General features: G+C 60.3%; 17 protein-coding genes. 8 read left to right on the top strand and 9 right to left on the bottom strand.

Translation table 11 applies throughout. The features are described 5' to 3' along the window. Positions 1–53: 53 nt before the first annotated feature. Genes FEE99_RS11280 through rpoE form a run of 3 tightly spaced genes read right to left on the bottom strand, consistent with a single transcriptional unit; the run spans position 54 to position 2227 of the window. Entirely contained in the window at positions 54–1019 is a 966-nt protein-coding gene (locus FEE99_RS11280) for a MucB/RseB C-terminal domain-containing protein (protein WP_041478864.1), read from the bottom strand. Positions 1020–1027: 8 nt separating this feature from the next. Next, on the bottom strand, positions 1028–1615 hold the full coding sequence (locus FEE99_RS11275; protein WP_008077804.1) for a sigma-E factor negative regulatory protein: 588 nt from the start codon (positions 1613–1615) through the stop codon (positions 1028–1030). A 30-nt stretch (positions 1616–1645) separates the two neighbouring features. Next, positions 1646–2227 carry an RNA polymerase sigma factor RpoE gene (gene rpoE / locus FEE99_RS11270; RefSeq protein WP_003172477.1) on the bottom strand — a complete coding sequence of 194 codons (582 nt, stop codon included), beginning with the start codon at positions 2225–2227 and terminating at the stop codon, positions 1646–1648. Between the two features lie 556 nt (positions 2228–2783). Between rpoE and nadB the strand changes: the two genes are divergently transcribed. Further along, on the top strand, positions 2784–4400 hold the full coding sequence (gene nadB, locus FEE99_RS11265) for an L-aspartate oxidase (RefSeq protein ID WP_041478865.1): 1617 nt from the start codon (positions 2784–2786) through the stop codon (positions 4398–4400). On the opposite strand, the gene FEE99_RS11260 is transcribed toward nadB, so the two are convergent. Continuing rightward, positions 4369–4821, bottom strand: coding sequence for a protein YgfX (locus FEE99_RS11260; RefSeq protein ID WP_041478866.1), 453 nt, complete (start codon positions 4819–4821; stop codon positions 4369–4371). The genes nadB and FEE99_RS11260 overlap by 32 nt on opposite strands. Next, positions 4805–5059: an FAD assembly factor SdhE gene (locus tag FEE99_RS11255; RefSeq protein ID WP_007911418.1), complete on the bottom strand. Its 255-nt coding sequence runs from the start codon at positions 5057–5059 to the stop codon at positions 4805–4807. The genes FEE99_RS11260 and FEE99_RS11255 overlap by 17 nt, the downstream gene beginning before the upstream one ends. A 150-nt stretch (positions 5060–5209) precedes the next feature. On the opposite strand from FEE99_RS11255, the gene ygfZ reads away from it, so the two are divergent. Together ygfZ and FEE99_RS11245 are read left to right on the top strand one after the other, a co-directional pair. Then, entirely contained in the window at positions 5210–6151 is a 942-nt protein-coding gene (gene ygfZ / locus FEE99_RS11250; RefSeq protein ID WP_041478867.1) for a CAF17-like 4Fe-4S cluster assembly/insertion protein YgfZ, read from the top strand. A 34-nt stretch (positions 6152–6185) separates the two neighbouring features. Then, positions 6186–7007 carry an HDOD domain-containing protein gene (locus FEE99_RS11245; RefSeq protein WP_041478868.1) on the top strand — a complete coding sequence of 274 codons (822 nt, stop codon included), beginning with the start codon at positions 6186–6188 and terminating at the stop codon, positions 7005–7007. 129 nt (positions 7008–7136) lie between these two features. Here FEE99_RS11245 and FEE99_RS11240 read toward each other — a convergent pair whose 3' ends face one another. Both FEE99_RS11240 and FEE99_RS11235 read right to left on the bottom strand, forming a co-directional pair. Next, entirely contained in the window at positions 7137–8522 is a 1386-nt protein-coding gene (locus FEE99_RS11240) for a sensor histidine kinase (protein ID WP_041478869.1), read from the bottom strand. Then, a complete protein-coding gene (locus FEE99_RS11235) occupies positions 8515–9186 on the bottom strand; it encodes a response regulator (protein WP_024011992.1) in 672 nt (223 codons plus the stop codon). The genes FEE99_RS11240 and FEE99_RS11235 overlap by 8 nt, the downstream gene beginning before the upstream one ends. Before the next feature lie 445 nt (positions 9187–9631). On the opposite strand from FEE99_RS11235, the gene FEE99_RS11230 reads away from it, so the two are divergent. From FEE99_RS11230 to FEE99_RS11215, 4 genes are read left to right on the top strand one after another with little or no spacing between them, the layout of a single operon-like run. Next, the gene (locus FEE99_RS11230; RefSeq protein ID WP_024011991.1) at positions 9632–10609 is read left to right on the top strand and encodes a Bug family tripartite tricarboxylate transporter substrate binding protein; all 978 of its coding nucleotides are present in this window, start codon (positions 9632–9634) and stop codon (positions 10607–10609) included. 55 nt (positions 10610–10664) lie between these two features. Next, on the top strand, positions 10665–11123 hold the full coding sequence (locus tag FEE99_RS11225) for a tripartite tricarboxylate transporter TctB family protein (protein ID WP_016771276.1): 459 nt from the start codon (positions 10665–10667) through the stop codon (positions 11121–11123). Position 11124: 1 nt separating this feature from the next. After that, positions 11125–12639 (top strand): tripartite tricarboxylate transporter permease, encoded by a 1515-nt coding sequence (locus FEE99_RS11220; protein WP_016771277.1) that lies wholly within the window; start codon positions 11125–11127, stop codon positions 12637–12639. After that, positions 12632–13666 (top strand): AbrB family transcriptional regulator, encoded by a 1035-nt coding sequence (locus FEE99_RS11215; protein WP_041478870.1) that lies wholly within the window; start codon positions 12632–12634, stop codon positions 13664–13666. The genes FEE99_RS11220 and FEE99_RS11215 overlap by 8 nt, the downstream gene beginning before the upstream one ends. Before the next feature lie 119 nt (positions 13667–13785). On the opposite strand, the gene ung is transcribed toward FEE99_RS11215, so the two are convergent. Then, positions 13786–14478 carry a uracil-DNA glycosylase gene (ung, locus tag FEE99_RS11210; RefSeq protein WP_024011989.1) on the bottom strand — a complete coding sequence of 231 codons (693 nt, stop codon included), beginning with the start codon at positions 14476–14478 and terminating at the stop codon, positions 13786–13788. Positions 14479–14610: 132 nt separating this feature from the next. Here ung and FEE99_RS11205 point away from each other — a divergent pair, with 132 nt between their 5' ends. Then, positions 14611–15723 carry an enoyl-CoA hydratase/isomerase family protein gene (locus FEE99_RS11205; RefSeq protein WP_041478871.1) on the top strand — a complete coding sequence of 371 codons (1113 nt, stop codon included), beginning with the start codon at positions 14611–14613 and terminating at the stop codon, positions 15721–15723. Between the two features lie 64 nt (positions 15724–15787). Here FEE99_RS11205 and FEE99_RS11200 read toward each other — a convergent pair whose 3' ends face one another. Beyond that, positions 15788–21319, bottom strand: a complete 5532-nt coding sequence (locus tag FEE99_RS11200) for a calcium-binding protein (protein ID WP_041478872.1) — start codon at positions 21317–21319, stop codon at positions 15788–15790. Between the last annotated feature and the right edge of the window lie 2 nt (positions 21320–21321).

Genomic DNA, 21321 nt, shown 5'->3' with positions numbered 1-21321 from the left:
CTCAGCAAACATTTCGACGTCTCGACGACGAGGTGGAAATGACTGAAATCAGCTCACTGCTTGCTGGTCGCAGCGCCATCGTTGTTACGCATCGATAGAGCGATTCGTTCGGCGGTGCCAATCGGGATTTCGCCAACCACCGTGACCATCATTTCACCTTGCGGTGTAGTCAAACGACGGGATACCGCGACGGTAGGGCCCAACTGGGTACGAGTATCGGTGACGGTTGCACCGTTCAACGGCTCAAGGAACACGGAGAAACGCGCCAGGCCATCGTCATACATCAGGCTGCTGACCTGGGTCTTGGTTTGCGCATCCTTGTGCGAACTGCTGCTGGTCAGCTCGAAGCCTGGCGGCAGCCAGTCCGAACGCCACTCCTGAACGGTTTTCGCTGCAGAAACCTTGTCGCTTGCGATGTTGATCGGCTTGCAATCGGCGTCTGCCAGCAAATCCTTGTCCGACGGGATTTCATCCGTGTCGAGGCTGGTGAACTGGAAACGTTCGAGCAGCTGTCCCTTGTCGTTCAACAGCAACGACTTGAGCGGCAGGCCGGTTTTCTTGTCCAGATGCAGCTCGAAACCGTATCGGTGCTGATCACGAGGGGTCAGCGACACGATCACTGCGTCACGGCCGGCCACGCGCGACTTGCCAATGACGGCAAGGTCATACCAATTCTTCAGCTTTTTGGGATCCAGCGCACGGGCGGCAGCGTTGGGTGAATCACCCAATCCCGCAATCAGGGTGCCGCTGACGCATTGAGTACGTCCATCAATGCGCACGACTTCCTGAGCCGAGCCGTCGAGCTGCAATAACCGCTCGCGGACCTGGCCATTCTGGACACGATGCCAGATGTTGTGCGTGGAAAAACTGCCGTTGCGCTCGTAAACGAAAGTACCGTGGAAGCTTTGCTGCTGCTCGGCCTGGCCCAGACGGGTCAACCAGTCCTGGGCCTCGTCAGCGTGGGCTGGAACGATGAACCAGCCGCTGAGCAGAAGCGAAAGTAGAGGGATGGCGCGCATGATCCTCCTTAACGGTTTTCCAGACTTGCGGCACGTGCGTATGGCAGCGCGCTTTCAGTTCCTTTGAGTGCAGCCTGCTGAGCGTGCTGACGCAGATAGCCTGGCAGACGCTGATCATGCCAGCCTGGCTGTCCTTGCAGAACGCCGTTAGCCATAGGACCAGTCGCTTCCGAGCTTTCGCTGTAACCAGCCAGAACTGCCGGACCTTTGACCTGTGGAGTGGCCAGAGTAGGCTGATTCGACTGCTGGGCCAGTTCAACACCAGCGATTTCGTCCTGGTTGTACAGGCGAACACCGGCCAGAACGGCCACGGTTACCGAAGCGGCAACAGCGAGGCGACCCAGGTTACGCCAAGGGCTGCGGGATACTTTGGCCGGAGCCGTTTCGTCTTCCAGCGCAGCGGACACTGCCGCAGCGATATCCAGACGCGGAAGCAGCAGATCCTTGTGCATGGCTGCCCGAGCGATCTGGTAACGAGCCCAGGTCTCACGGGTATCAACATCATCCAGTGCGCTAAGCACTCGACGCAATTCCAGTTCGTCCGCTTCGTTATCCATCACTGCGGACAGCGATTCCTGCAGGGCTTCACGACTCATGGCGTTCCTCTCTTGGCTGTCGCCGCTGTCTCAGTTTTCCTGCAACAACGGTTGCAGGGCTTTGTCGATGGCCTCCCGAGCGCGGAAAATCCGGGAGCGCACGGTACCCACCGGACACTGCATGACGCTCGCAATGTCCTCGTAACTCAGACCATCGAATTCACGTAAAGTTAAAGCCGTACGCAAATCCTCTGGCAGTTGCTGGATGGTCCGATGGACGGTGCCTTCGATCTCATCCCGCAGCAATGCACGTTCTGGTGATTCGAGATCCTTGAGGCCGTGATCGCCATCATAGAACTCCGCATCCTCCGAACTTACATCGCTATCCGGCGGCCGACGGCCGCGGGAAACCAGGTAGTTCTTTGCCGTGTTAATGGCAATACGGTACAGCCACGTATAAAACGCACTGTCACCGCGGAAATTTCCAAGTGCCCGATACGCCTTGATAAAGGCTTCCTGAGCAACGTCCTGGGCTTCATGGGTGTCGTGCACAAAACGCACGATCAACCCGAGAATTTTGTGCTGATATTTCAGCACCAGCAGATCGAAAGCTCGCTTGTCGCCACGCTGTACGCGTTCGACCAGCTGCTGATCCTCTTCCTGGGTTAGCATGAACACTCCTCGATAAGCCCGGAGGAGACTTGCATTACTAAACGACCAGACTTGCAAACATAGACTCGGGCTTTTCGCAAAAGTTCTCCCCCTCCAAGCAAGTTTCCTGCGGGCTCTGATTTGGCACGCACGAAAAACGCAGCGCGGGATAAACCGGCTGCGCGAATAATCTTGTTATCGGTTTCGCCGGCAGGAATCCAAACGCAGATTCCGCACTGAAGCCGACACTGTCCCTGGTTTCTGGCACCGTCTATTGATCTTGGGCCTTTGGCAAAAGTTCCAATTATTTATAGCCGTACCCACCTGACATTGCGCAACCCTGCTCGGAAAAGTCTGTTTCAGCGCCGATACAGGTGTCTTTTTCCCAAACCGGCAAAAAAACTTCCGACGAAGCACAGCACTTTTTACCGCGCAGTAGTCTCACAATGCCATCTGGGCCTGGCTATTGTGCCGCCCAACCCCTCTATATACTAGTGGGCTGTGTGGCTGTCTTGACTCGCCGATCCAGCTGTCTTGCGCCAACCCCGACCCGGGTCGCTTTGAGCGGAATCCTGAAATGAGCCAACAGTTCCAACACGATGTTCTGGTGATTGGCAGCGGTGCTGCCGGTTTGACTCTCGCTTTGACCTTGCCCGGTCATCTGCGCATTGCCGTATTGAGCAAAGGCGATCTCGCCAACGGTTCGACCTTCTGGGCCCAAGGCGGCGTGGCCGCGGTGCTCGACGATACCGATACTGTCGAATCCCACGTCGACGACACCCTCAACGCTGGCGGCGGCTTGTGTCACGAAGACGCGGTGCGTTTCACCGTCGAGCACAGCCGCGAAGCCATCCAATGGCTGATTGACCAGGGTGTGCCGTTCACCCGCGACGAACAGTCCGGCACTGAAGATGGTGGTTTCGAATTTCACCTGACCCGCGAAGGCGGCCACAGTCATCGGCGCATCATCCATGCTGCAGACGCCACCGGTGCCGCGATCTTCAAAACCTTGCTGGCCCGGGCCAAAGAGCGCGAGAACATCGAACTGCTGGAACAGCGGGTGGCCGTTGATCTGATCACCGAGCGCCGCTTGGGCATGGAAGGCGATCGCTGCCTCGGCGCCTACGTGCTGAACCGCGCCACGGGCGAAGTCGACACCTACGGCGCACGTTTCGTGATTCTGGCTTCGGGCGGCGCGGCCAAGGTCTACCTTTATACCAGCAACCCCGACGGCGCCTGCGGTGACGGCATCGCCATGGCCTGGCGCTCCGGTTGCCGGGTGGCGAACCTGGAATTCAACCAGTTCCACCCGACCTGCCTGTATCACCCGCAAGCCAAGAGTTTCCTGATTACTGAAGCGCTGCGCGGCGAAGGCGCGCATTTGAAGCTGCCCAATGGCGAGCGCTTCATGTACCGCTTCGACAAACGCGCGGAGCTGGCGCCTCGTGACATCGTCGCGCGGGCCATCGACCATGAGATGAAGCGTCTGGGTGTCGACTGCGTATATCTCGACATCAGCCACAAGCCTGAATCGTTCGTAAAAACTCACTTCCCGACTGTTTATGAACGCTGCCTGGGCTTCGGCATCGACATCACCAAACAACCGATCCCGGTGGTTCCCGCCGCGCACTACACCTGTGGCGGAGTGATGGTCGATCAGCACGGTCGCACCGACGTGCCCGGCCTCTACGCCATCGGCGAAACCAGCTTCACCGGCCTGCACGGCGCCAACCGCATGGCCAGCAATTCGCTTCTGGAATGCTTCGTTTATGCCCGTTCGGCAGCAGCGGACATTCTCGCGCAACTTGATGAGGTCGCGGCACCAAAAGCCCTGCCCGCTTGGGACGCCAGCCAGGTCACCGACTCGGATGAAGACGTGATCATCGCGCACAACTGGGACGAATTGCGCCGATTCATGTGGGACTACGTCGGCATCGTGCGCACCAACAAGCGCCTGCAACGGGCGCAGCACCGGGTGCGTCTCCTGCTGGATGAGATCGATGAGTTTTACAGCAACTATAAAGTCAGCCGCGACCTGATCGAGCTGCGCAATCTGGCACAGGTTGCCGAATTGATGATCAGCTCAGCCATGGAACGCAAGGAAAGTCGTGGCCTGCATTACACCCTCGACTACCCGGACCTGCTGCCCGAAGCGCTCGACACTATTCTGGTGCCGCCCACCTACGCCGGCTGAACTTGAGCCGCACTCGCAGGCGTCGGTGCAGATCCGCTGCCTGCGAGTCACGTGGCACGCAGATCGACCTGACCCGCCACTCTCCGCGAAGGCGAAAGCGCAGCACCACGATCAACGGCAGCGCCAGACTGTCCGGGCGCAGTTGCACCGCTTGCCAGCCATCAGCCTGATTCCAGACCTGCCAGCCATCGCCGTCGCGCCGTAACCCGCAAAATGCTTGCGGATGACTCAGCAGAATCTGCCGTGGCAGCACCCAAAGACCGTGCAGCGCACAGACGCAAGCGCCGAGCAGACTGGCCCAGAGTGGAATCGACAGAAGAAACAACGAGCCCATGGCGAAGCCCTGGGCCAACAGATACGCCGCCAGCAACTGCCGTGAGGCATGCCAGCGGCATTCGAACGTATTACTTGGGCTGGACACGATCCAGAATCATCCGGACCATGCGTTGCAGCTCGGGATCTTCCGACTCGCTGCGCTCCATGAACCAGCCGAACATGTCCTGATCCTCACAGGTCAGCAAACGCACGTACAGATCGCGATCCACTTGATTCAACGTCGCGTAAACCTCCTGCACGAACGGCACCAGCAGCACGTCAAGCTCAAGCATGCCGCGACGGCTGTGCCAAAAGAGGCGATTCAGTTCAACTTGTTCGACCATGGAGCCCTCCTCGAATTTGCCGGGCAGTATACAGCCCCGGCGCGGACCGCACAGTCGGCTTTGGTCGGGGACCCCTGATCCTTTATCAACTACCCATTTCAACCCTGCCCCCTTATGATGTGCCCCAGTCTATTTACCCTGCGATGACCCATGGCCGATTCTGCTTTTTTCTGCACCCTGTCTCATGAAGGCGTACTCGCGGTTCGCGGTGCGGACGCCGGAAAATTCCTGCAAGGCCAGTTGACCTGCAATATCAATTACCTGAGCGACACCCGCGCCAGCCTTGGCGCCCGCTGCACGCAGAAAGGCCGGATGCAGTCGAGCTTCCGCATCCTGCTTGAAGGTGACGGCGTGGTGATGGCGATGGCCAGCGAGCTGCTCGAACCGCAACTGGCCGACCTGAAAAAGTACGCAGTGTTCTCCAAATCGAAACTGACCGATGAAAGCGCCGCCTGGGTGCGCTTCGGTCTGGCACATGGCGATGCAGCCCTGACCAGCCTCGGTCTGGCACTGCCCGCCGAAACCGACAGCGTTGTGCGCAACGAAGGCCTGATCGCAATTCGCGTTTCGCCCGAGCGCGCCGAACTCTGGGTGCCTGCCGCTCAGGCGCCAAACATTCAAAGCCGACTGTCCGCCACGCTGCCTGAGGCCGAACTGAATCAATGGCTGCTGGGCCAGATCCGCGCCGGCATCGGCCAGGTCATGCCTTCCACTCGCGAACTGTTCATCCCGCAGATGCTCAATTTGCAGGCGGTCGGCGGCGTGAGTTTCAAGAAAGGTTGCTACACCGGCCAGGAAATCGTCGCGCGCATGCAGTATCTGGGCAAGCTCAAGCGGCGCCTGTACCGCCTGCACCTCGACGCAGCCGAGTTGCCGGAGCCCGGCACTCAGTTGTTCGCGCCCAGCCACAACAGCTCGATCGGCGAAGTGGTGCTGGCGGCCAATGCCGAGGGAAACATTGAACTCCTGGCCGTGTTGCAGGCCGAAGCTGCCGAAGCCGGTGATTTGCGTCTGGGCGCCCTCGAAGGCCCCGCGTTGCACGTGCTCGACCTGCCTTACGAACTGGATCGCGACCGCGAAATCCAGCGTTGATCGCAGCATTGTTGCAACACCCTAGAGAGTCCAAATGAGCGAACTGGCGGAAAAGGTCCAACAGGATTTGGTTGCGGCCATCGATAACGATGACCTGGTTCTGCCAACGTTGCCGGAAGTGGCCCTGCAAATTCGCAAGGCCGCCGAGGATCCGGAAATCAGCGTCAGCGATCTGAGCAAAGTCATCGGCCGCGACACCGCGCTGTCGGCGCGCCTGATCAAAGTGGTCAACAGTCCGCTGCTGCGCGCTGCGCAGGAAGTCACCGACCTGCACACCGCCATCACCCGTTTGGGCATCAACTACAGCAGCAACCTGGCGATCGGTCTGGTGATGGAGCAGATCTTCAATGCCCGCTCCGAGGTGGTCGAACAGAAGATGCGCGAAGTCTGGCGCAGCAGTCTGGAAATCGCTGGCGTCAGCTATGCGCTGTGTCGTCGCCACACCCAGCTCAAGCCCGATCAGGCGGCACTCGGCGGGCTGGTGCATCAGATTGGCGTGCTGCCGATTCTGACTTACGCCGAAGACCACAATGAACTGCTCTCCGATGCGGTCAGCCTGACCCATGTGATCGAGCAGATTCACCCATTGCTCGGCGAGAAATTGCTGCGGGTCTGGGAGTTTCCCGAGCGCCTGGTGCATTTGCCATTGCTGTATCAAGACTTCAGCCGCGACTCGACGCGCATCGATTACGTCGATGTCGTGCAGGTGGCCAATTTGTATTGCCGCAAGGACACCGATCATCCGTTTGCGCGGATTGATCCGCTCAGTGTGCCGGCGTTCAGGAAGCTGGGGATTGACCCGGAGAACAAGCAGTTCTGCGCGGATCTGGAAGAATCGCGGTCGATGTTCTACTGACCTGTAGTGAGGGGATTTATCCCCGTTGGGTTGCGAAGCGACCCTAGACTCTGCGATGCGAACCGCGACTGCTGCGCAGCCGAGCGGGGATAAATCCCCTCGTCACAAAAAACCCTCGCCACAAAAGTATTACCCGGCTATAAAACTGACCCGCACCTTCAATCCCGCCTGCTCGCCATCATGCAGGGTGATCTGCGCCAGATGCGCGCGACAGATCTCGCCGACAATCGCCAAGCCCAGACCTGAGCCGGCGACCTGCTGATTACGCCGGTAAAACCGCTCGAACACCCGATCGCGCTCATGCAGCGGGATCCCGGGCCCGTCGTCCTCAACCTCAAGCACCGCCGGCGCCGTCACCCGCAAAATCACATTGCCGCCTGGTGGCGTATGCGCCAGCGCGTTGTCGACCAGATTGCTCAACAGTTCATTGAGCAGCGTCGGCTCACCGCGCAGCCACACCGGTTCATCCGCCTCCAGCGCCAACGCCACGCCGCGCTTGTGCGCCAACGGCGCCATGGCCATGCCCAGCTCTCGGGCCAACTGGCTCAGATCGAGCAACTGCGCGCCGCCCTCGGCAATCGCCCGCGCACCGTTTTCGACCCGGGCCAGCGACAGCAGCTGATTGGCCAGATGGGTCAGGCGATCGGTGCTTTGTGCGGATGACTCAAGGGTGGTGCGCCAGGTTTCCGGTTGGTTTGAACGCAGGCCCAACTCCAGGCGTGCCTTGAGTGCCGCCAACGGCGTGCGCAACTCGTGAGCGGCATCGGCGATGAACTGCGCCTGCCGCTCGAACTGGCCGCGTAACCTTTCGGTGAAATGATTGAGCGCGCGTACCAGGGGTCCCAGTTCATGCTGCACTTCCACCAGCGGCAGCGGCCGCAAGTCGTCGGGCTGGCGTTCCTCAACAGCGGTTCTTAACCGCTCCAGCGGGCGCAACGCCGCACTCACCGCGAACCACACCAGCAGCAATGCACCCACGGCCAGCATGCCCAGGCGCAGCAACGTATCGGCCGCCAGACTGCGCGCCATGCTGACCCGCGCTTCGTCGGTTTCAGCCACGCGGATTTCCGCCATGCCGTTCATATTCGGCTCGCTTACGGCCTTGAGCAGGCTGACCACGCGCACGTTCTGGCCGTTGTACTTCGCATTGTAAAAGCGCGCCAGCGCCGGATAGCTGTCGGTGCGCGGCGTGCCGGGCGGTGGCCCGGGAAGATTTTCGTAGCCGGAAATCAGCTTCTGGTGAATGTCGTTGACCTGGTAATAGATGCGCCCGGCGCTGTCGTAGGCGAAGGTGTCCAGCGCCACGTAAGGTACATCGGCGCTGAGGCTGCCATCGCGCTGCGACAACCCGGCAGCGATGGTGCGTGCCGAGGCCAGCAGCGTGCGGTCATACGCGGTGTCGGCGGCTTCGCGACCGTTCCAGTAAGCGCTCAAGCCGCTGGCGAGCATCAGCACCACCAGCAACCATCCAAGGTTCCACAGCAACCGCCAGCGCAGGCTGCTGGGCTTATGCATCGCGGCTTTCCAGCAGATAGCCGAGGCCACGGAAGGTGACGATGGCCACGGGCTGGCCATCGAGCTTCTTGCGCAAGCGGTGCACGTAGATTTCGATGGCGTCGGGGCTGGCCTCTTCGTCGAGGCCGAACACCTGCGCGGCCAGTTGCTCCTTGCTCATCACTCGCCCCGGCCGCGCGATCAACGCTTCGAGAACGGCTTGCTCGCGCGAGGTGAGGGTCAGCAGTTCGTCGCCGAGGGTGAAGCGCCGCGTATCGAGGTCGTAAGCCAGCACGCCACAGCGCTGCTGACGCTCGCCGCCCAGCACACTGCGGCGCAGCAAGGCTTTGACCCGCGCTTCCAGTTCCGTCAGTTCGAACGGCTTGGCCAGGTAGTCGTCAGCACCGAGATTGAGGCCATGCACGCGATCCTTGACGTCACTGCGCGCGGTCAGCATCAACACCGGCAGGTTTTTGCCGCGTGCACGCAGCCGCGCCAGCACCTCGAAACCGTCCATGCGCGGCAGGCCTACGTCGAGGATCGCTACGGCGTATTCCTCGCTGCCCAACGCCAGGTCGGCAGCTACGCCATCGTGCAACACATCCACCGTCAGACCGGTGCTCTTGAGCGCCTGAGCCACGCTTTCGGCCAGTTGCAAATGGTCTTCGACGAGCAGGACACGCATGGATTTTTACCTCGTTCAGGGTTGGCCGACGCCACGCTTTGTCGCGGAGTTTACAGCCGCAACCGCCGCTGTGAAGCCCGAAAAACCGTGAAAGACAATTGAAAGGTTGTTGAAAGGTTAGCCGGTTAGAGTCGGCCCACGGACAGTTTCGACTGTCGCCGCTGCCGCCACACAGCGCAACGCAAAACGCCATGAAGCGTTTTCGACTCATAAGAACAATAACGGAGTACCCCAGCATGCCCTCCATGCGCACCGAGGCTGTAATGCCTGCTCGCCTTGCTCGATTCCACCGTTGCACCGTCGGCTTCTCGCCGCAGTCCTGTTTCCCCTCCGTTGTTTCAGTCGTTGCGCGCGCGCCGCGAGAAAACTGCGCCTGCCGCTAGGTTTTCGCGTTGCCCTTTGGTCATTCGGTCCATCCATAACAACAACTCCTCTGGAGACTCAAATGAACGTATCACTGCGTAAAGTTGCTCTCGCCGCTGGCGCGATGCTGTTTGCCGGCCAACTCATGGCCGAGCCGAAACGTCCGGAATGCATCGCCCCCGCCTCCCCCGGCGGTGGTTTCGACCTGACCTGCAAACTGGTGCAGAGCGCACTGGTCAACCAGAAGTTGCTGAGCAAGCCGATGCGCGTCACCTACATGCCCGGCGGTGTCGGCGCGGTGGCGTACAACGCGGTGGTCGCGCAACGTCCGGCGGATGCCGGCACGCTGGTCGCGTGGTCGAGCGGTTCGCTGTTGAACCTGGCCCAGGGCAAGTTCGGCCGCTTCGATGAAACCAACGTGCGCTGGCTCGCGGCCGTCGGCACCAGCTACGGTGCCATCGCAGTGAAAAGCGATTCGCCCTACAAGACCCTCGACGATCTCGTTCAGGCGTTGAAGAAAGATCCAGGCTCAGTGGTTATCGGCTCCGGCGGCACCGTCGGCAGCCAGGACTGGATGCAGACCGCACTGATCGCCAAGGCTGCCGGGATCAACCCGCGCGAGCTGCGTTACGTGGCACTCGAAGGCGGCGGTGAAATCGCCACGGCCCTGCTCGGTGGTCACATCCAGGTCGGCAGTACCGACATCTCCGACTCCATGCCGCACATCCAGAGCGGTGACATGCGCCTGCTCGCGGTGTTCTCGGACAAGCGTCTCGACGAACCGGAAATGAAGGACATCCCGACCGCTCGCGAGCAAGGCTACGACATCGTCTGGCCGGTGGTGCGCGGCTTCTACCTCGGGCCAAAAGTCAGCGACGAAGACTACGCCTGGTGGAAAGACTCCTTCGACAAACTGCTGGCTTCCGACGAGTTCGCCAAGCTGCGCGATCAGCGTGAGCTGTTCCCGTTCGCCATGACCGGCCCGGAACTGGACACCTACGTGAAGAAGCAGGTCGCCGACTACAAAGTGCTGGCCAAAGAGTTCGGCCTGATCCAGTGATCGTCTCTGTCTAGTGGCTGCGTCTCCTACGCGGGGACGCAGCACAGGAGCTCCCATGCTTATTCAACGCATTTTCGCCTCGGTGTTGCTGCTGGTGTGTGCCGGCCTGGCACTGATGGCGTGGCCGTACCAAGCGGCTTTTTCCTATGAACCGGTCGGCCCACGCGCCTTTCCGCTGCTGATGCTCGGCCTGATGGGCCTGGCGCTGCTGTACATGGTGTTTCGCCCGGCGCCGATCAAACACAACCCGGATGAGCCGCCGCTGGATCGCGAAACCCTGACCAAGATCGGTCTGTGCGTGGTGTTGTTGCTGGTGTTTGCCGGCACCTTCGAACCCCTTGGCTTCATCGTGGCCAGCATCATTACCGGCGTACCGATGGCCCGTCTCTATGGCGGCCGCTGGCTGCCTAGCGTGGTGATCATCAGCCTGATGGCGGTTGGTCTCTATCTGCTGTTCGATCGCTTGATGGATGTTCCGCTGCCCCTCGGCCTGCTCAGCGTCCTGGAGAACTGATATGGATACCCTTGGCTATTTGGGTCAGGGCTTCGGCGTCGCGCTGAGCCCGTACAACCTGGTGACCGCACTGTGCGGCACCCTGATCGGCACTGTCGTCGGTCTGCTGCCGGGCCTTGGTCCGATCAATGGCGTGGCGTTGCTGATTCCGATCGCGTTCGCACTCGGCCTGCCGCCGGAGTCGGCGCTGATCCTGCTCGCGGCGGTGTATCTGGGCTGCGAATACGGCGGCCGGATCAGCTCGATCCTGCTGAACATTCCGGGTGAAGCCTCGACTGTAATGACCACCCTCGACGGCTACCCGATGGCCCGCAAAGGCATGGCCGGTGTCGCGCTGTCACTGTCGGCGTGGAGTTCGTTCATCGGCGCGTTCATCGCCACGTGTGGCATGGTGCTGTTTGCGCCGCTGCTGGCGAAATGGGCGATTGCCTTCGGACCGGCGGAATACTTCGTGTTGATGGTGTTCGCGATTGTCTGTCTCGGCGGCATGGCTGGTGATCGACCGCTGAAGACCTTTATTGCGGCGCTGATCGGTCTGTTCCTTTCCACCGTCGGCATCGACGCCAACAGTGGCGTGTACCGTTTCACCGGCGACAACATTCACCTGACCGACGGCATCCAGTTCGTCGTGCTGGTGCTGGGTCTGTTCTCGATCAGCGAAATCCTTCTGCTGCTGGAAAAGACCCACCACGGCCAGGAAGCGGTGAAAGCCACCGGCCGGATGATGTTCAACTTCAAGGAAGCGGCGTCGGTTTTCGTCGTCAACGTGCGCTGCGGCGTGCTCGGTTTCATCATGGGCGTGCTGCCCGGTGCCGGCGCAACGCTCGCCAGTGCCGTGGCCTACATGACCGAGAAGCGCATCGCTGGCACCAGCGGCAAATTCGGTGAAGGTGATCCGCGTGGTCTGGCCGCGCCAGAGACCGCAATCGGCGGCGCGGCGTGCGGCGCTCTCGTTCCGATGCTGACCCTCGGCGTTCCGGGTTCGGGCACCACTGCGGTGATGATCGGCGCGCTGTCGCTGTACAACATCACCCCGGGTCCACTGCTGTTCCAACAGCAACCGGACATCGTCTGGGGCCTGATCGCGTCGTTGTTCATCGCCAACGTGATGCTGGTGATCCTCAACATCCCAATGATCCGCGTATTCACTCGCATCCTCGCCGTGCCGAACTGGGCGCTGGTGCCGATCATCGCGATCATCACCGGGATCGGCGTTTACGCGGTGCACGCGACCACCTTCGATCTGTTCCTGATGATCGGTATCGGCATCTTCGGTTACATCCTGCGCAAGCTGGATTTCCCGCTGTCGCCGCTGCTGCTGGGCTTCATCCTCGGTGGCCTGATGGAGCAGAACCTGCGTCGCGCGCTGTCGATCTCCAATGGCGCGTTGGAGATTCTCTGGTCGAGTCCGATCACCTTCGGTTGCTGGATCCTCACCGCGATCATGCTGCTGATGCCGCTGATTCGCATCTGGCGTAAACGTTCGGCGGCACGGCGCGTCATTGCCGATGTTTGATCGCTTGTCCCTGAAAGCCTGGTGGGGCACCCCGCTGGTCGGTCTGCTTGGCGGTTTCATCGCCAGTCAGATCGGCTGGCCGCTACCGTGGATGGTCGGCTCGTTGCTGGCGATCATCCTGGTGCGCTGCCTGACGCCGTGGCAACTGGCGGAAATCCCTGGCGGGCGCAAGTGCGGCCAGTGGATCGTCGGCATCGGTATCGGCCTGCACTTCACCCCGCTGGTGATGGAACAGGTGCTCAGTCATTTCGGTTTGATCTTCTTCGGTGCATTGGTCACCAGCCTGTCGGCGGTGGTCGGCGTGTGGCTGATGCGCCGCACCGGCGAGGATCGCGCCACGGCTTTTTTCTCAAGCATGCCCGGTGGTTCCGGGGAGATGGTCAACCTCGGCGCTCGTAACGGTGCACTGCTCAGCCATGTCGCGGCCGGGCAGAGTCTGCGGGTGTTGGTGGTGGTGTTGTGCGTGCCGGCGGCGTTCAAGTATCTGCTCGGTGACGGCACGCCGATTTCTCACGCCGGCAGTGTCGATTGGCGCTGGCTGGCGATTCTGTGTCCGGCGGGCGCCCTGCTCGCCTGGCTCTGGCAGCGTTTGCGCCAACCCAATCCATGGCTGTTCGGGCCGTTACTGGTCAGTGCGGCGGTCAGCATCACCTGGGATCTGCACATCGGTTTGCCCAATGGCGGCAGTCAGATCGGCCAATGGCTGATTGGCAGCGGTCTGGGCTGTCACTTCAATCGGCAGTTCTTCCGCCGCGCGCCGTCGTTCATGGGCCGGACGTTGATCGGCACGGCGCTGACCATGTTGATCGCGTCGCTGGCGGCGCTGGGCTTGAGTGCATTGACCCATCTGGATCTGCGTTCACTGACTCTGGGCATGATGCCGGGCGGGATTGCCGAGATGAGCCTGACGGCGGAGACCCTGCAACTGTCGGTGCCGCTGGTGACGGCGATGCAGGTGATGCGGCTGTTGTTTGTGCTGTTTCTGGCGGAGCCGTTGTTCAAATACTGGAATCGTCATCCCGCCTAAGTCTGCGAGATGGGGTCGCTCTTTTCGCGAGCAGGCTCGCTCCCACAGGGGGTTTGTGGCTTGCACACAATTCCTGTGGGAGCGAGCCTGCTCGCGAAGGGGCCAACCCGGTCGACACATCAAATCGGTGGCAAGCGCCAGTCGATAGGCGTTTCGCCATTCTGTTCGAGAAACTTGTTGGTCCGGCTGAAATGCCCACAGCCCAAAAACCCGCGATACGCCGACAACGGCGACGGATGCACCGAGGTCAGCACCAGGTGCTTGGTCGCGTCGATCAGCTTCTGCTTGCTCTGCGCATGGGCGCCCCAAAGCATGAACACCAGATGCGGCTGCCGCTCGCTGACCACCTCAATGATGCGGTCGGTGAAGTGCTGCCAGCCCTTGTCCTTGTGCGCGTTGGCGTTGGCGCGCTCAACCGTCATGGTGGTGTTGAGCAGCAGCACGCCCTGTTCGGCCCAGCTCTGCAGGTAGCCGTGGTTGGGAATGTCGATATTGAGGTCGCGCTTCAGCTCTTTATAGATATTGACCAGCGACGGCGGCGCCGGCACGCCCGGTTGCACCGAGAAGCACAGACCGTGGGCCTGGCCCGGGCCGTGGTACGGGTCCTGGCCGAGGATCACCACTTTCACCTTGTCCAGCGGCGTTGAGTTCAGTGCGTTGAAAATCATCGGTCCCGGCGGGTAGATCTCCTTGCCGGCGGCCCGCTCCTGCTGCAGAAAGCTGCGCAACTCTGCCATGTAAGGCTGGTCGAACTCAGCACGCAGTGCCTCCTTCCAGCTCGGTTCGAGTTTGATACGGTCGTCAGCAGTCATGGTCATTTCCGGCAAAAACAATGGGGCGAACCCTAGGAAAGCCGACCACGCTTGTCAATTGATCTGACGCAGATCCGGCACTTTCCCCCATAGCGATCATACTGATCGCTCAAATTCCCGATCGAGGTCACGATGAATCTGCACTTCGAAGAACTTACCGGCACCGACGGCGCCCGCATCGGCATCGCCAGCCTGGATGCCGAAAAATCGCTGAACGCACTGTCCCTGCCGATGATCAACGCGCTCAGCGACAAATTGAACGCCTGGGCCAATGACCCGCAAATCGTCTGCGTACTGCTGCGCGGCAACGGCGCCAAAGCCTTCTGCGCCGGCGGAGAGGTGCGCAGCCTGGTCGAAGCCTGCCGCGCTCACCCCGGCGAAGTCCCGCCGTTGGCCGCGCAGTTTTTCAGCGCGGAATATCGCCTCGATTACAGCCTGCATACCTATCCCAAGCCGCTGATCTGCTGGGGTCACGGTTATGTGCTCGGTGGCGGCATGGGTCTGCTGCAGGGCGCCAGCACGCGGATCGTCACGCCGAGCAGCCGTCTGGCGATGCCGGAAATCACTATTGGACTGTATCCGGACGTCGGCGCCAGTTGGTTTCTTGCGCGGTTGCCGGGCAAGCTCGGCTTGTTTCTCGGCCTGACCGGCGCGCACATCAACGGCCGTGATGCGCTGGATCTGGACCTGGCCGATCGCTTCCTGCTCGACGAACAGCAACCGCAATTGATCGAAGGCCTGCTGCAATTGAACTGGCAGGAACAGACCGCCATGCAGCTCAACAGCCTGCTCAAGGCTCTGCAGCAGGAAGCACTTGAGCAAATGCCCGAAGCGCAGTGGCTGCCGCGTCGTCAGCAGATCGACGAACTGCTCGATGTCAGCGACGTTGCCTGTGCGTGGAAAGCCATCAGCCTGCACCGCGACAGCAGCGATCCATTGATCGCCCGTGCGGCGAAAACCATGACCGAGGGCTCGCCGCTGACCGCGCATCTGGTCTGGGAACAGATCAGCCGCGCGCGGCACATGTCGCTCGCCGAAGTATTCCAGATGGAATACACCCTGAGCCTCAATTGCTGCCGTCACCCGGAATTCAGCGAAGGCGTGCGTGCGCGGTTGATCGACAAGGATCAGAAGCCGCACTGGCACTGGCCGGATATCAGTAGCGTGCCGGATGCGGTGGTCGAGGCACACTTTCATAAAGTCTGGGAGGGACGGCATCCCTTGGCGGATCTGACCCAGTATTGAGGTGACGCGAGGCCCGCTATGGCGACTGGATTGCCATCGCGGGCCGGCTCAATCGGTCGTCTTGTCAGACATTCAGTTCGTAGAACTCGATGATTTCCTTCATGGCCCGCTGCGCTTCATCGTCGCCCTTTATCAAAATGTCTTCGACATCCCTCAGTGGCGGAAGCGGGTGCAGACGTTCAGCAATTTGCCTTGCGCTGTAGTCTTGAATCGCTGTTCCTTCGCTGACTCTTATGAAGCCAATAGCGCTTTCACCTGCGGCAAAGTGCCCGGAAAACCGGATTTTCGGTGCCATGCCGTAGTCGACCACGATCACCAGATCATCGCGCTCACGGTGAAATTTCAGGTTGTCGATCGTCAGCCTGCGTTCGGAAAAATCGATCCCGTCCAGGCCGCCTCCGTTGTTGATGATTACGTCCCTGCCGAGGCCATCGTATCGGTAGATATCATTTCCAGCACCGCCAGTCAGCGTGTCATTGCCCGGCCCACCCAGCAGCAGATCATCACCGAGGCTGCCCGTGAGCACGTCATCCCCGTGCATGCCTCGGATCTCCCCCGCGCCGCTTATCGTGTCGTTGCCCCGACCGCCCACGAGTGGCAGCGCTCGTTCGTCTCGCAAGGAAGTTGAACGGATGGGATGGTTGACGATGACACCCGTATGAAAAGTTTCGGGCGCAGAGCCGAGCTGACTTGATTCCAGGAGCTGCTTCAAACTTGCGACCGACCCATCGGCGAACTTCAAGAGCTCAATACCGGCGCCCTCAAGTTCACCGCTGTGGGGCCAGACGATGCGGACTTTCTGTGTCCCGCCCCATTGGATATCGAGTGTCGGATGAAGCATTTTCGCTCTCGGCGGGTTGCGGTAAGCCCCACGACCCGGGTTGGGTTCCAGCTCGACATGAGTGGTCTCTATCAGCGCAGCACCCCAGCTCAATTGCAGTGCATCGCGCTGCGCATCTGCTGGAAGAACGACCGTGTCCTCATCGAGAGGTCCGTACTCGTCTTTCCACTCCGCTGCGCCAACTTCTGCGCGGTGGAAAACAGGGTTCGGCACATCCGCAATCGTGGTGGTCGCTGCGGCGTGCGCTTGCACGATGTAGGTGTCGGCACCGCCTTCGCCGTAAAGCCAGTCATCCCCTGCCCCGCTGACCAGATAGTCGGCGCCCTCAGAGCCCAGCAAGGTATCGTCACCTGCACCTGCGGATAAAAACGCGCCCGGTGTTCTGTCGCCGACAGTGCCGTAGTCAAGCGGGGAGCCTGCATAAGCGACGATCAGATCTTCACCCGCGCCGCCGTGGAAAACGTTTTCCACTTCGACGTTGACTCGCCCGCCGGCATCGTCGCCATGGACGATTTTGCGTTTGATCGTTTCAGTTGTGACATCCCAGCGAAACGCCCTGGGCACTGTTGCGCCCGAACTGAAGCTTGCCGCCGGATAGACGTACCAGCCTTCAAGCGCGCCGGATTGCTTTCGGTCCTCAACCAATACGTCGCCCGTATTGAATGAAAACCCGCTGGCCGAACCGGATCGATAATAGCGAGGCGCCTGAGCTGAGGAAGGCATTGCTCCCTCGGCTTTCACCGGTTTATGTTCGACACGGGTTGTGGTTGTCGACTGCCTTTCACTGACCACGGCGTGCCCTGCATCAACCTTCATCCATGGCGGCGTTTCAGACAGTGATCCCGCTCCGACGCTGCCATCGATCAGCTCGGTGTGAGTGGTGTAACCGGTGTCGGTGGTAGTGATATGGCTGCGAACCCAGACGCCTTGCTCATTCAAGGTAAAACCTGTGGCGTGTCTGCGGGCGGAGCGTTTTGACTTGATTTGCGCGAGGAACTCATCGGTCCAGTTGACCGCTTGAACAGACGCCACCAGGCCTTGCGCCGCAGCGGTGACATCGTCTGGCTGAACCGGATCCTCAACGTTGCTTTCATGGGTTGCCGGGGCGGTGACAGGTTCCGGTACGGGTGGCTCGGCCGTCTCTATCGGTGGCAATGTTTTGCGCAGGACATCTGCGTAATCAAGTACCACGCCGTCGCTGAAATTGAATGTGGAATCCTTCCACCGCTCGTGATTCTTGATGAGTATCGCGTCGCCCGTGCCATTGGCCAGTCGCAACACCGTGCCGACGGTAGCGTCGATAACGTCGGCCTTCAGGCTTTGCGCGCAAAACCCTGCACCGAACCTGATGATGTTGCGGCCGCCGGCATCGGTGACGATATCCAGGCCGTCGCCAGCGCCGAAATAGTAGATGTCAGCGCCATCCATGCCATCCAGCACGTCAGCACCGGGACCGCCATCAAACACGTTGTCGCCAGAATCGCCGCGAAGGTAGTCCGTCCCTTCCCCGCCCAGCAAGGTGTCGTTGCCAGCGCCTCCGAGCAGCGTGTCGTTGCCTGAGCCACCGTGCAGATAATCGGCATTCTGCTCGGCCTCAGCGCTGTTTTCGTAATCGCCGGCAAGGATGTCGTCACCCGCGCCGCCGTACAGCGTGTCGGCACCGAAACCACCCTGTAACGTATCGTTTCCTTCTCCGCCCTGAAGCACGTCGTTGTTGCTTCCGCCCGGTTGCAGGTCAGATACGTCGCCATCGAGGAAATCAGCCCCTGCGCCACCCGCCAGCGTATCTGCGCCGCCCATGCCGCGCAGGGTGTCGTCCCCCGCACCGCCATCGAGAAAGTCGTTGCCGTGATAGCGAACCCGATGCTCAGGGCTATCGCCGATCAGATCGTCATTACCTTCGCCGCCGAAGAGCAAATCATCGCCACCGCCGCCCCAGAGCCGATCATCGCCGGCACCACCGTCCAACAGATCATCGCCGAAAAAGTGCGCGGCATTACCGTCGACGCCGTCCACTACGTCGTCATCGCCCTGCAAAGTGTCGTTGCCAAGGCCGCCATACAGCGCATCGCTGCCACCGTTGCCGGCGAGCCAGTCATCACCCTTACCACCGTCAAGCACATCGTTGCCATGGTGTCTGCTGGGCAGGCCACCGCCCCAATCGAGGTTGTCACCAAGCATCACATCGTTGCCGCTGCCACCGGCCAGGGTGTCGTTACCTTGATCGCCTTTGAGAAAATCGTCGTCAGCTCCGCCGTCAAGCAGGTCCTCCCCCCAGCCGCCATCGATAAAGTCCTTGCCACCCTGACCGTACAGCACGTCGTCACCGCCCTCGGAGGCACTGTTTATCAAAGCCTTTGAAAAGACCGTTCGGTGACTGGTCACACCGCCAGCAATAGTGACGGTAGCGCGTTTGACCGCCCAACCCTGCTCCAGCGCACCGGTGGTTTCGTCTCCGGATAACACATCGTCGCCAGCACCGCCGATCAAGGTATCCCGGTCATTGCCACCGAGCAGAACATCTCGGGATGCCGTACCGATAAGCAAATCGTCACCTTGCCCGCCGTCGAGCCAGTCTCCGCGATTCGCCTTGCCCTTGGCGTCACCGTCGGCCATAGCTTTTTCGAGCGTCGTCTGCTTGTCGCCGAATAACAGATCGTCTCCAGCCTTGCCAAACAATCGATCAGAACCGCCCAGGCCGAGAATGACGTCGTCTGCGGCGGAACCGTAAAGTACGTCGGCCTTGTTGCGCTGTTTGACCTTGGGCAGCAGCACCACGTTGCCCAGCTCATCAAAGGAGGGCTGATCGCCGGGGACAGTGGGATCGGCGTCTTTGGCTTTCCAGTCGCCCTGAAGCGTCAGATCCGCAGCAGTGAGCGGCTGCCCCTCGTATTCAGGGAGGCGGATGCCAAGCATCCCGGGCTGGAAGTTTTTGATCACCACCAGATCGCCCTGGCCGTATTTGATGTTGAGGGTGTTTTCAACAAGCGCCAGGGTGATGGACCGATCCTCGGTAGACCAGATATTGCTTAGAGGCGCGCGGCGTTTGAGTGCGGGAATCGGTGCGCCGTTGATCCACAGCTGCCCATCGGCGTTGGCATCAAGAATCTCGTCGAGGCCATCGCCGCTGGCGAATTCATAACGGTCGTTGCCTTCGCCCCCGATCAAGGCGTCGTTACCCTTTCCTCCGATCAGAACATCATCACCGGCCATCCCGTACAACACATCATTGCCGTCACCTCCGGTTAGCGAGTCATTGCCGCGACCACCTTCAATGACATCGTGACCGGCCATCCCATCGATGGAGTCATTGCCCTCGCCGCCATACAGATGATCGGCATTGGCGCCACCGGCGAAAGATCGCCCTCCGTCGTCACCGAACATGGCCAGCGGGTTCAACACGCCGGTGGTCATCGGCGCCTGTTTGCCCGAGGCGAGATCGGAGTAGGAAAACTGCTGCAGCGAGTGTTCGCCAAACGAGCCTTGGGTTCGGGCAATCAAACGGGCGAGCATCTGCGCACGGTCCGCCAGCCACTGCGCGGTGATAAAGCCTTCGCCAGTGTGCGGATCGTAAAGCTCGAGGTTGCGGTCGGGATAACCGTCGGCTCGCTCTATGACGACTTCACTCAGTTGCTGCAAAGAGTTGCGCAACGCCAGACCGAGCGGCGTCGCCTCGGCTGCCAGTTTCGCCCATGCATTGGCATTGCCGAACTCGCCTATTGTCCGGGTGACGATGCTTTGCGACTGCTCTGGGGAGAATGCCGAGAAGAAGGCGTAAGCGTTGCTGGCGAAGGTGTCGTTGGTAGTGGGTATGGCAGCAGAATCGCCGTCGTAAGTGCGCTTGAACATGTCGAGAAATTCGTTCTGGCCGTAGCGCAAGATCAGCTCGACCACGGCGGCAACAGGCGTGCCTTTGACTACATGCTGAATCAGCGGATTCACACTGCCACTGGCCAGCGCGATATTGATTTGCTCGGGTACGACCGAGAGCAGACTTTGCAGTGGATTGACGCCGAAATTACTGATCGCCGCTCGCAGGCCGACGCTGTAGGCGTCGATTGCGAAGATAATGTTTTTATAGTCGTCGAGCCGGTTGGGTTTTGCCTGAGTGGGTGGGCCGTCATCTTCCGCATTCGGGTCGCCAGCAGAGATCAGTCTCCACGTTTCATAGGGAGGTTTACCGCCCAGCAGGCTGAATCCGACTGTTCCAGACCAACCGGAGTTACTTTTCACGGCGGTGTCGTCCTCCCCGCAAACCTCCTTGAACAGAGCCTCGCCAATCGCGCTGGCGTCGATTTCAGCGATCTGGCTGATTGACGGAACCGTCCACGGCGCCAGTTGACCGGCAAGGGATCCGTTGATCAGGGTATTGATGAAGTTGACGGCAACCTGGTTGGATGAAAGCTGCATCAGGTCTTCACTGAAAATAGTATTCAGTCTGAGTTCACCCTGGCGGGAGGTGTAACCACGAATCAGGGCAGAGTAGGCACCGTTTCCACCGTTGGCATCAATGGCCACGGCAAGCCAGAGTCTGGCGCTTTTCAGCACCTCTCCAGCCTCTTTATCGGCGGCTACAACGTCAGAAATTTTTTCACCAATAATGTCGAATAGCTTTTGGTACAGGGGGGCGCAGCTTGCCCCTGCTATTTTCAGCGCATCGTACTGAATTTGTTTTGAGCTCAGCCTCATTCCTTTGCAAATATTAGCCGCGTTGAAAATCTCTGATTTTTCCATATCGCTGAATACATAACTCATTG

Origin of the sequence: Pseudomonas sp. ef1 (assembly GCF_007293365.2) — a bacterium.
Taxonomy (GTDB): Bacteria; Pseudomonadota; Gammaproteobacteria; order Pseudomonadales; family Pseudomonadaceae; genus Aquipseudomonas; species Aquipseudomonas siliginis.
This window is presented reverse-complemented; position numbering and strand designations above follow the sequence as displayed.

Excerpts from the sequence above, each read along its gene's own strand:
- nadB (WP_041478865.1), top strand. The coding sequence starts at position 2,784 with ATGAGCCAACAGTTCCAACACGATGTTCTGGTGATTGGCAGCGGTGCT.
- FEE99_RS11220 (WP_016771277.1), top strand. The coding sequence starts at position 11,125 with ATGGATACCCTTGGCTATTTGGGTCAGGGCTTCGGCGTCGCGCTGAGC.
- FEE99_RS11240 (WP_041478869.1), bottom strand. The coding sequence starts at position 8,522 with ATGCATAAGCCCAGCAGCCTGCGCTGGCGGTTGCTGTGGAACCTTGGA.
- FEE99_RS11225 (WP_016771276.1), top strand. The coding sequence starts at position 10,665 with ATGCTTATTCAACGCATTTTCGCCTCGGTGTTGCTGCTGGTGTGTGCC.
- FEE99_RS11205 (WP_041478871.1), top strand. The coding sequence starts at position 14,611 with ATGAATCTGCACTTCGAAGAACTTACCGGCACCGACGGCGCCCGCATC.
- FEE99_RS11235 (WP_024011992.1), bottom strand. The coding sequence starts at position 9,186 with ATGCGTGTCCTGCTCGTCGAAGACCATTTGCAACTGGCCGAAAGCGTG.
- FEE99_RS11245 (WP_041478868.1), top strand. The coding sequence starts at position 6,186 with ATGAGCGAACTGGCGGAAAAGGTCCAACAGGATTTGGTTGCGGCCATC.
- ygfZ (WP_041478867.1), top strand. The coding sequence starts at position 5,210 with ATGGCCGATTCTGCTTTTTTCTGCACCCTGTCTCATGAAGGCGTACTC.
- rpoE (WP_003172477.1), bottom strand. The coding sequence starts at position 2,227 with ATGCTAACCCAGGAAGAGGATCAGCAGCTGGTCGAACGCGTACAGCGT.
- FEE99_RS11230 (WP_024011991.1), top strand. The coding sequence starts at position 9,632 with ATGAACGTATCACTGCGTAAAGTTGCTCTCGCCGCTGGCGCGATGCTG.
- FEE99_RS11280 (WP_041478864.1), bottom strand. The coding sequence starts at position 1,019 with ATGCGCGCCATCCCTCTACTTTCGCTTCTGCTCAGCGGCTGGTTCATC.
- FEE99_RS11215 (WP_041478870.1), top strand. The coding sequence starts at position 12,632 with ATGTTTGATCGCTTGTCCCTGAAAGCCTGGTGGGGCACCCCGCTGGTC.
- FEE99_RS11200 (WP_041478872.1), bottom strand. The coding sequence starts at position 21,319 with ATGAGTTATGTATTCAGCGATATGGAAAAATCAGAGATTTTCAACGCG.
- FEE99_RS11275 (WP_008077804.1), bottom strand. The coding sequence starts at position 1,615 with ATGAGTCGTGAAGCCCTGCAGGAATCGCTGTCCGCAGTGATGGATAAC.
- FEE99_RS11255 (WP_007911418.1), bottom strand. The coding sequence starts at position 5,059 with ATGGTCGAACAAGTTGAACTGAATCGCCTCTTTTGGCACAGCCGTCGC.
- ung (WP_024011989.1), bottom strand. The coding sequence starts at position 14,478 with ATGACTGCTGACGACCGTATCAAACTCGAACCGAGCTGGAAGGAGGCA.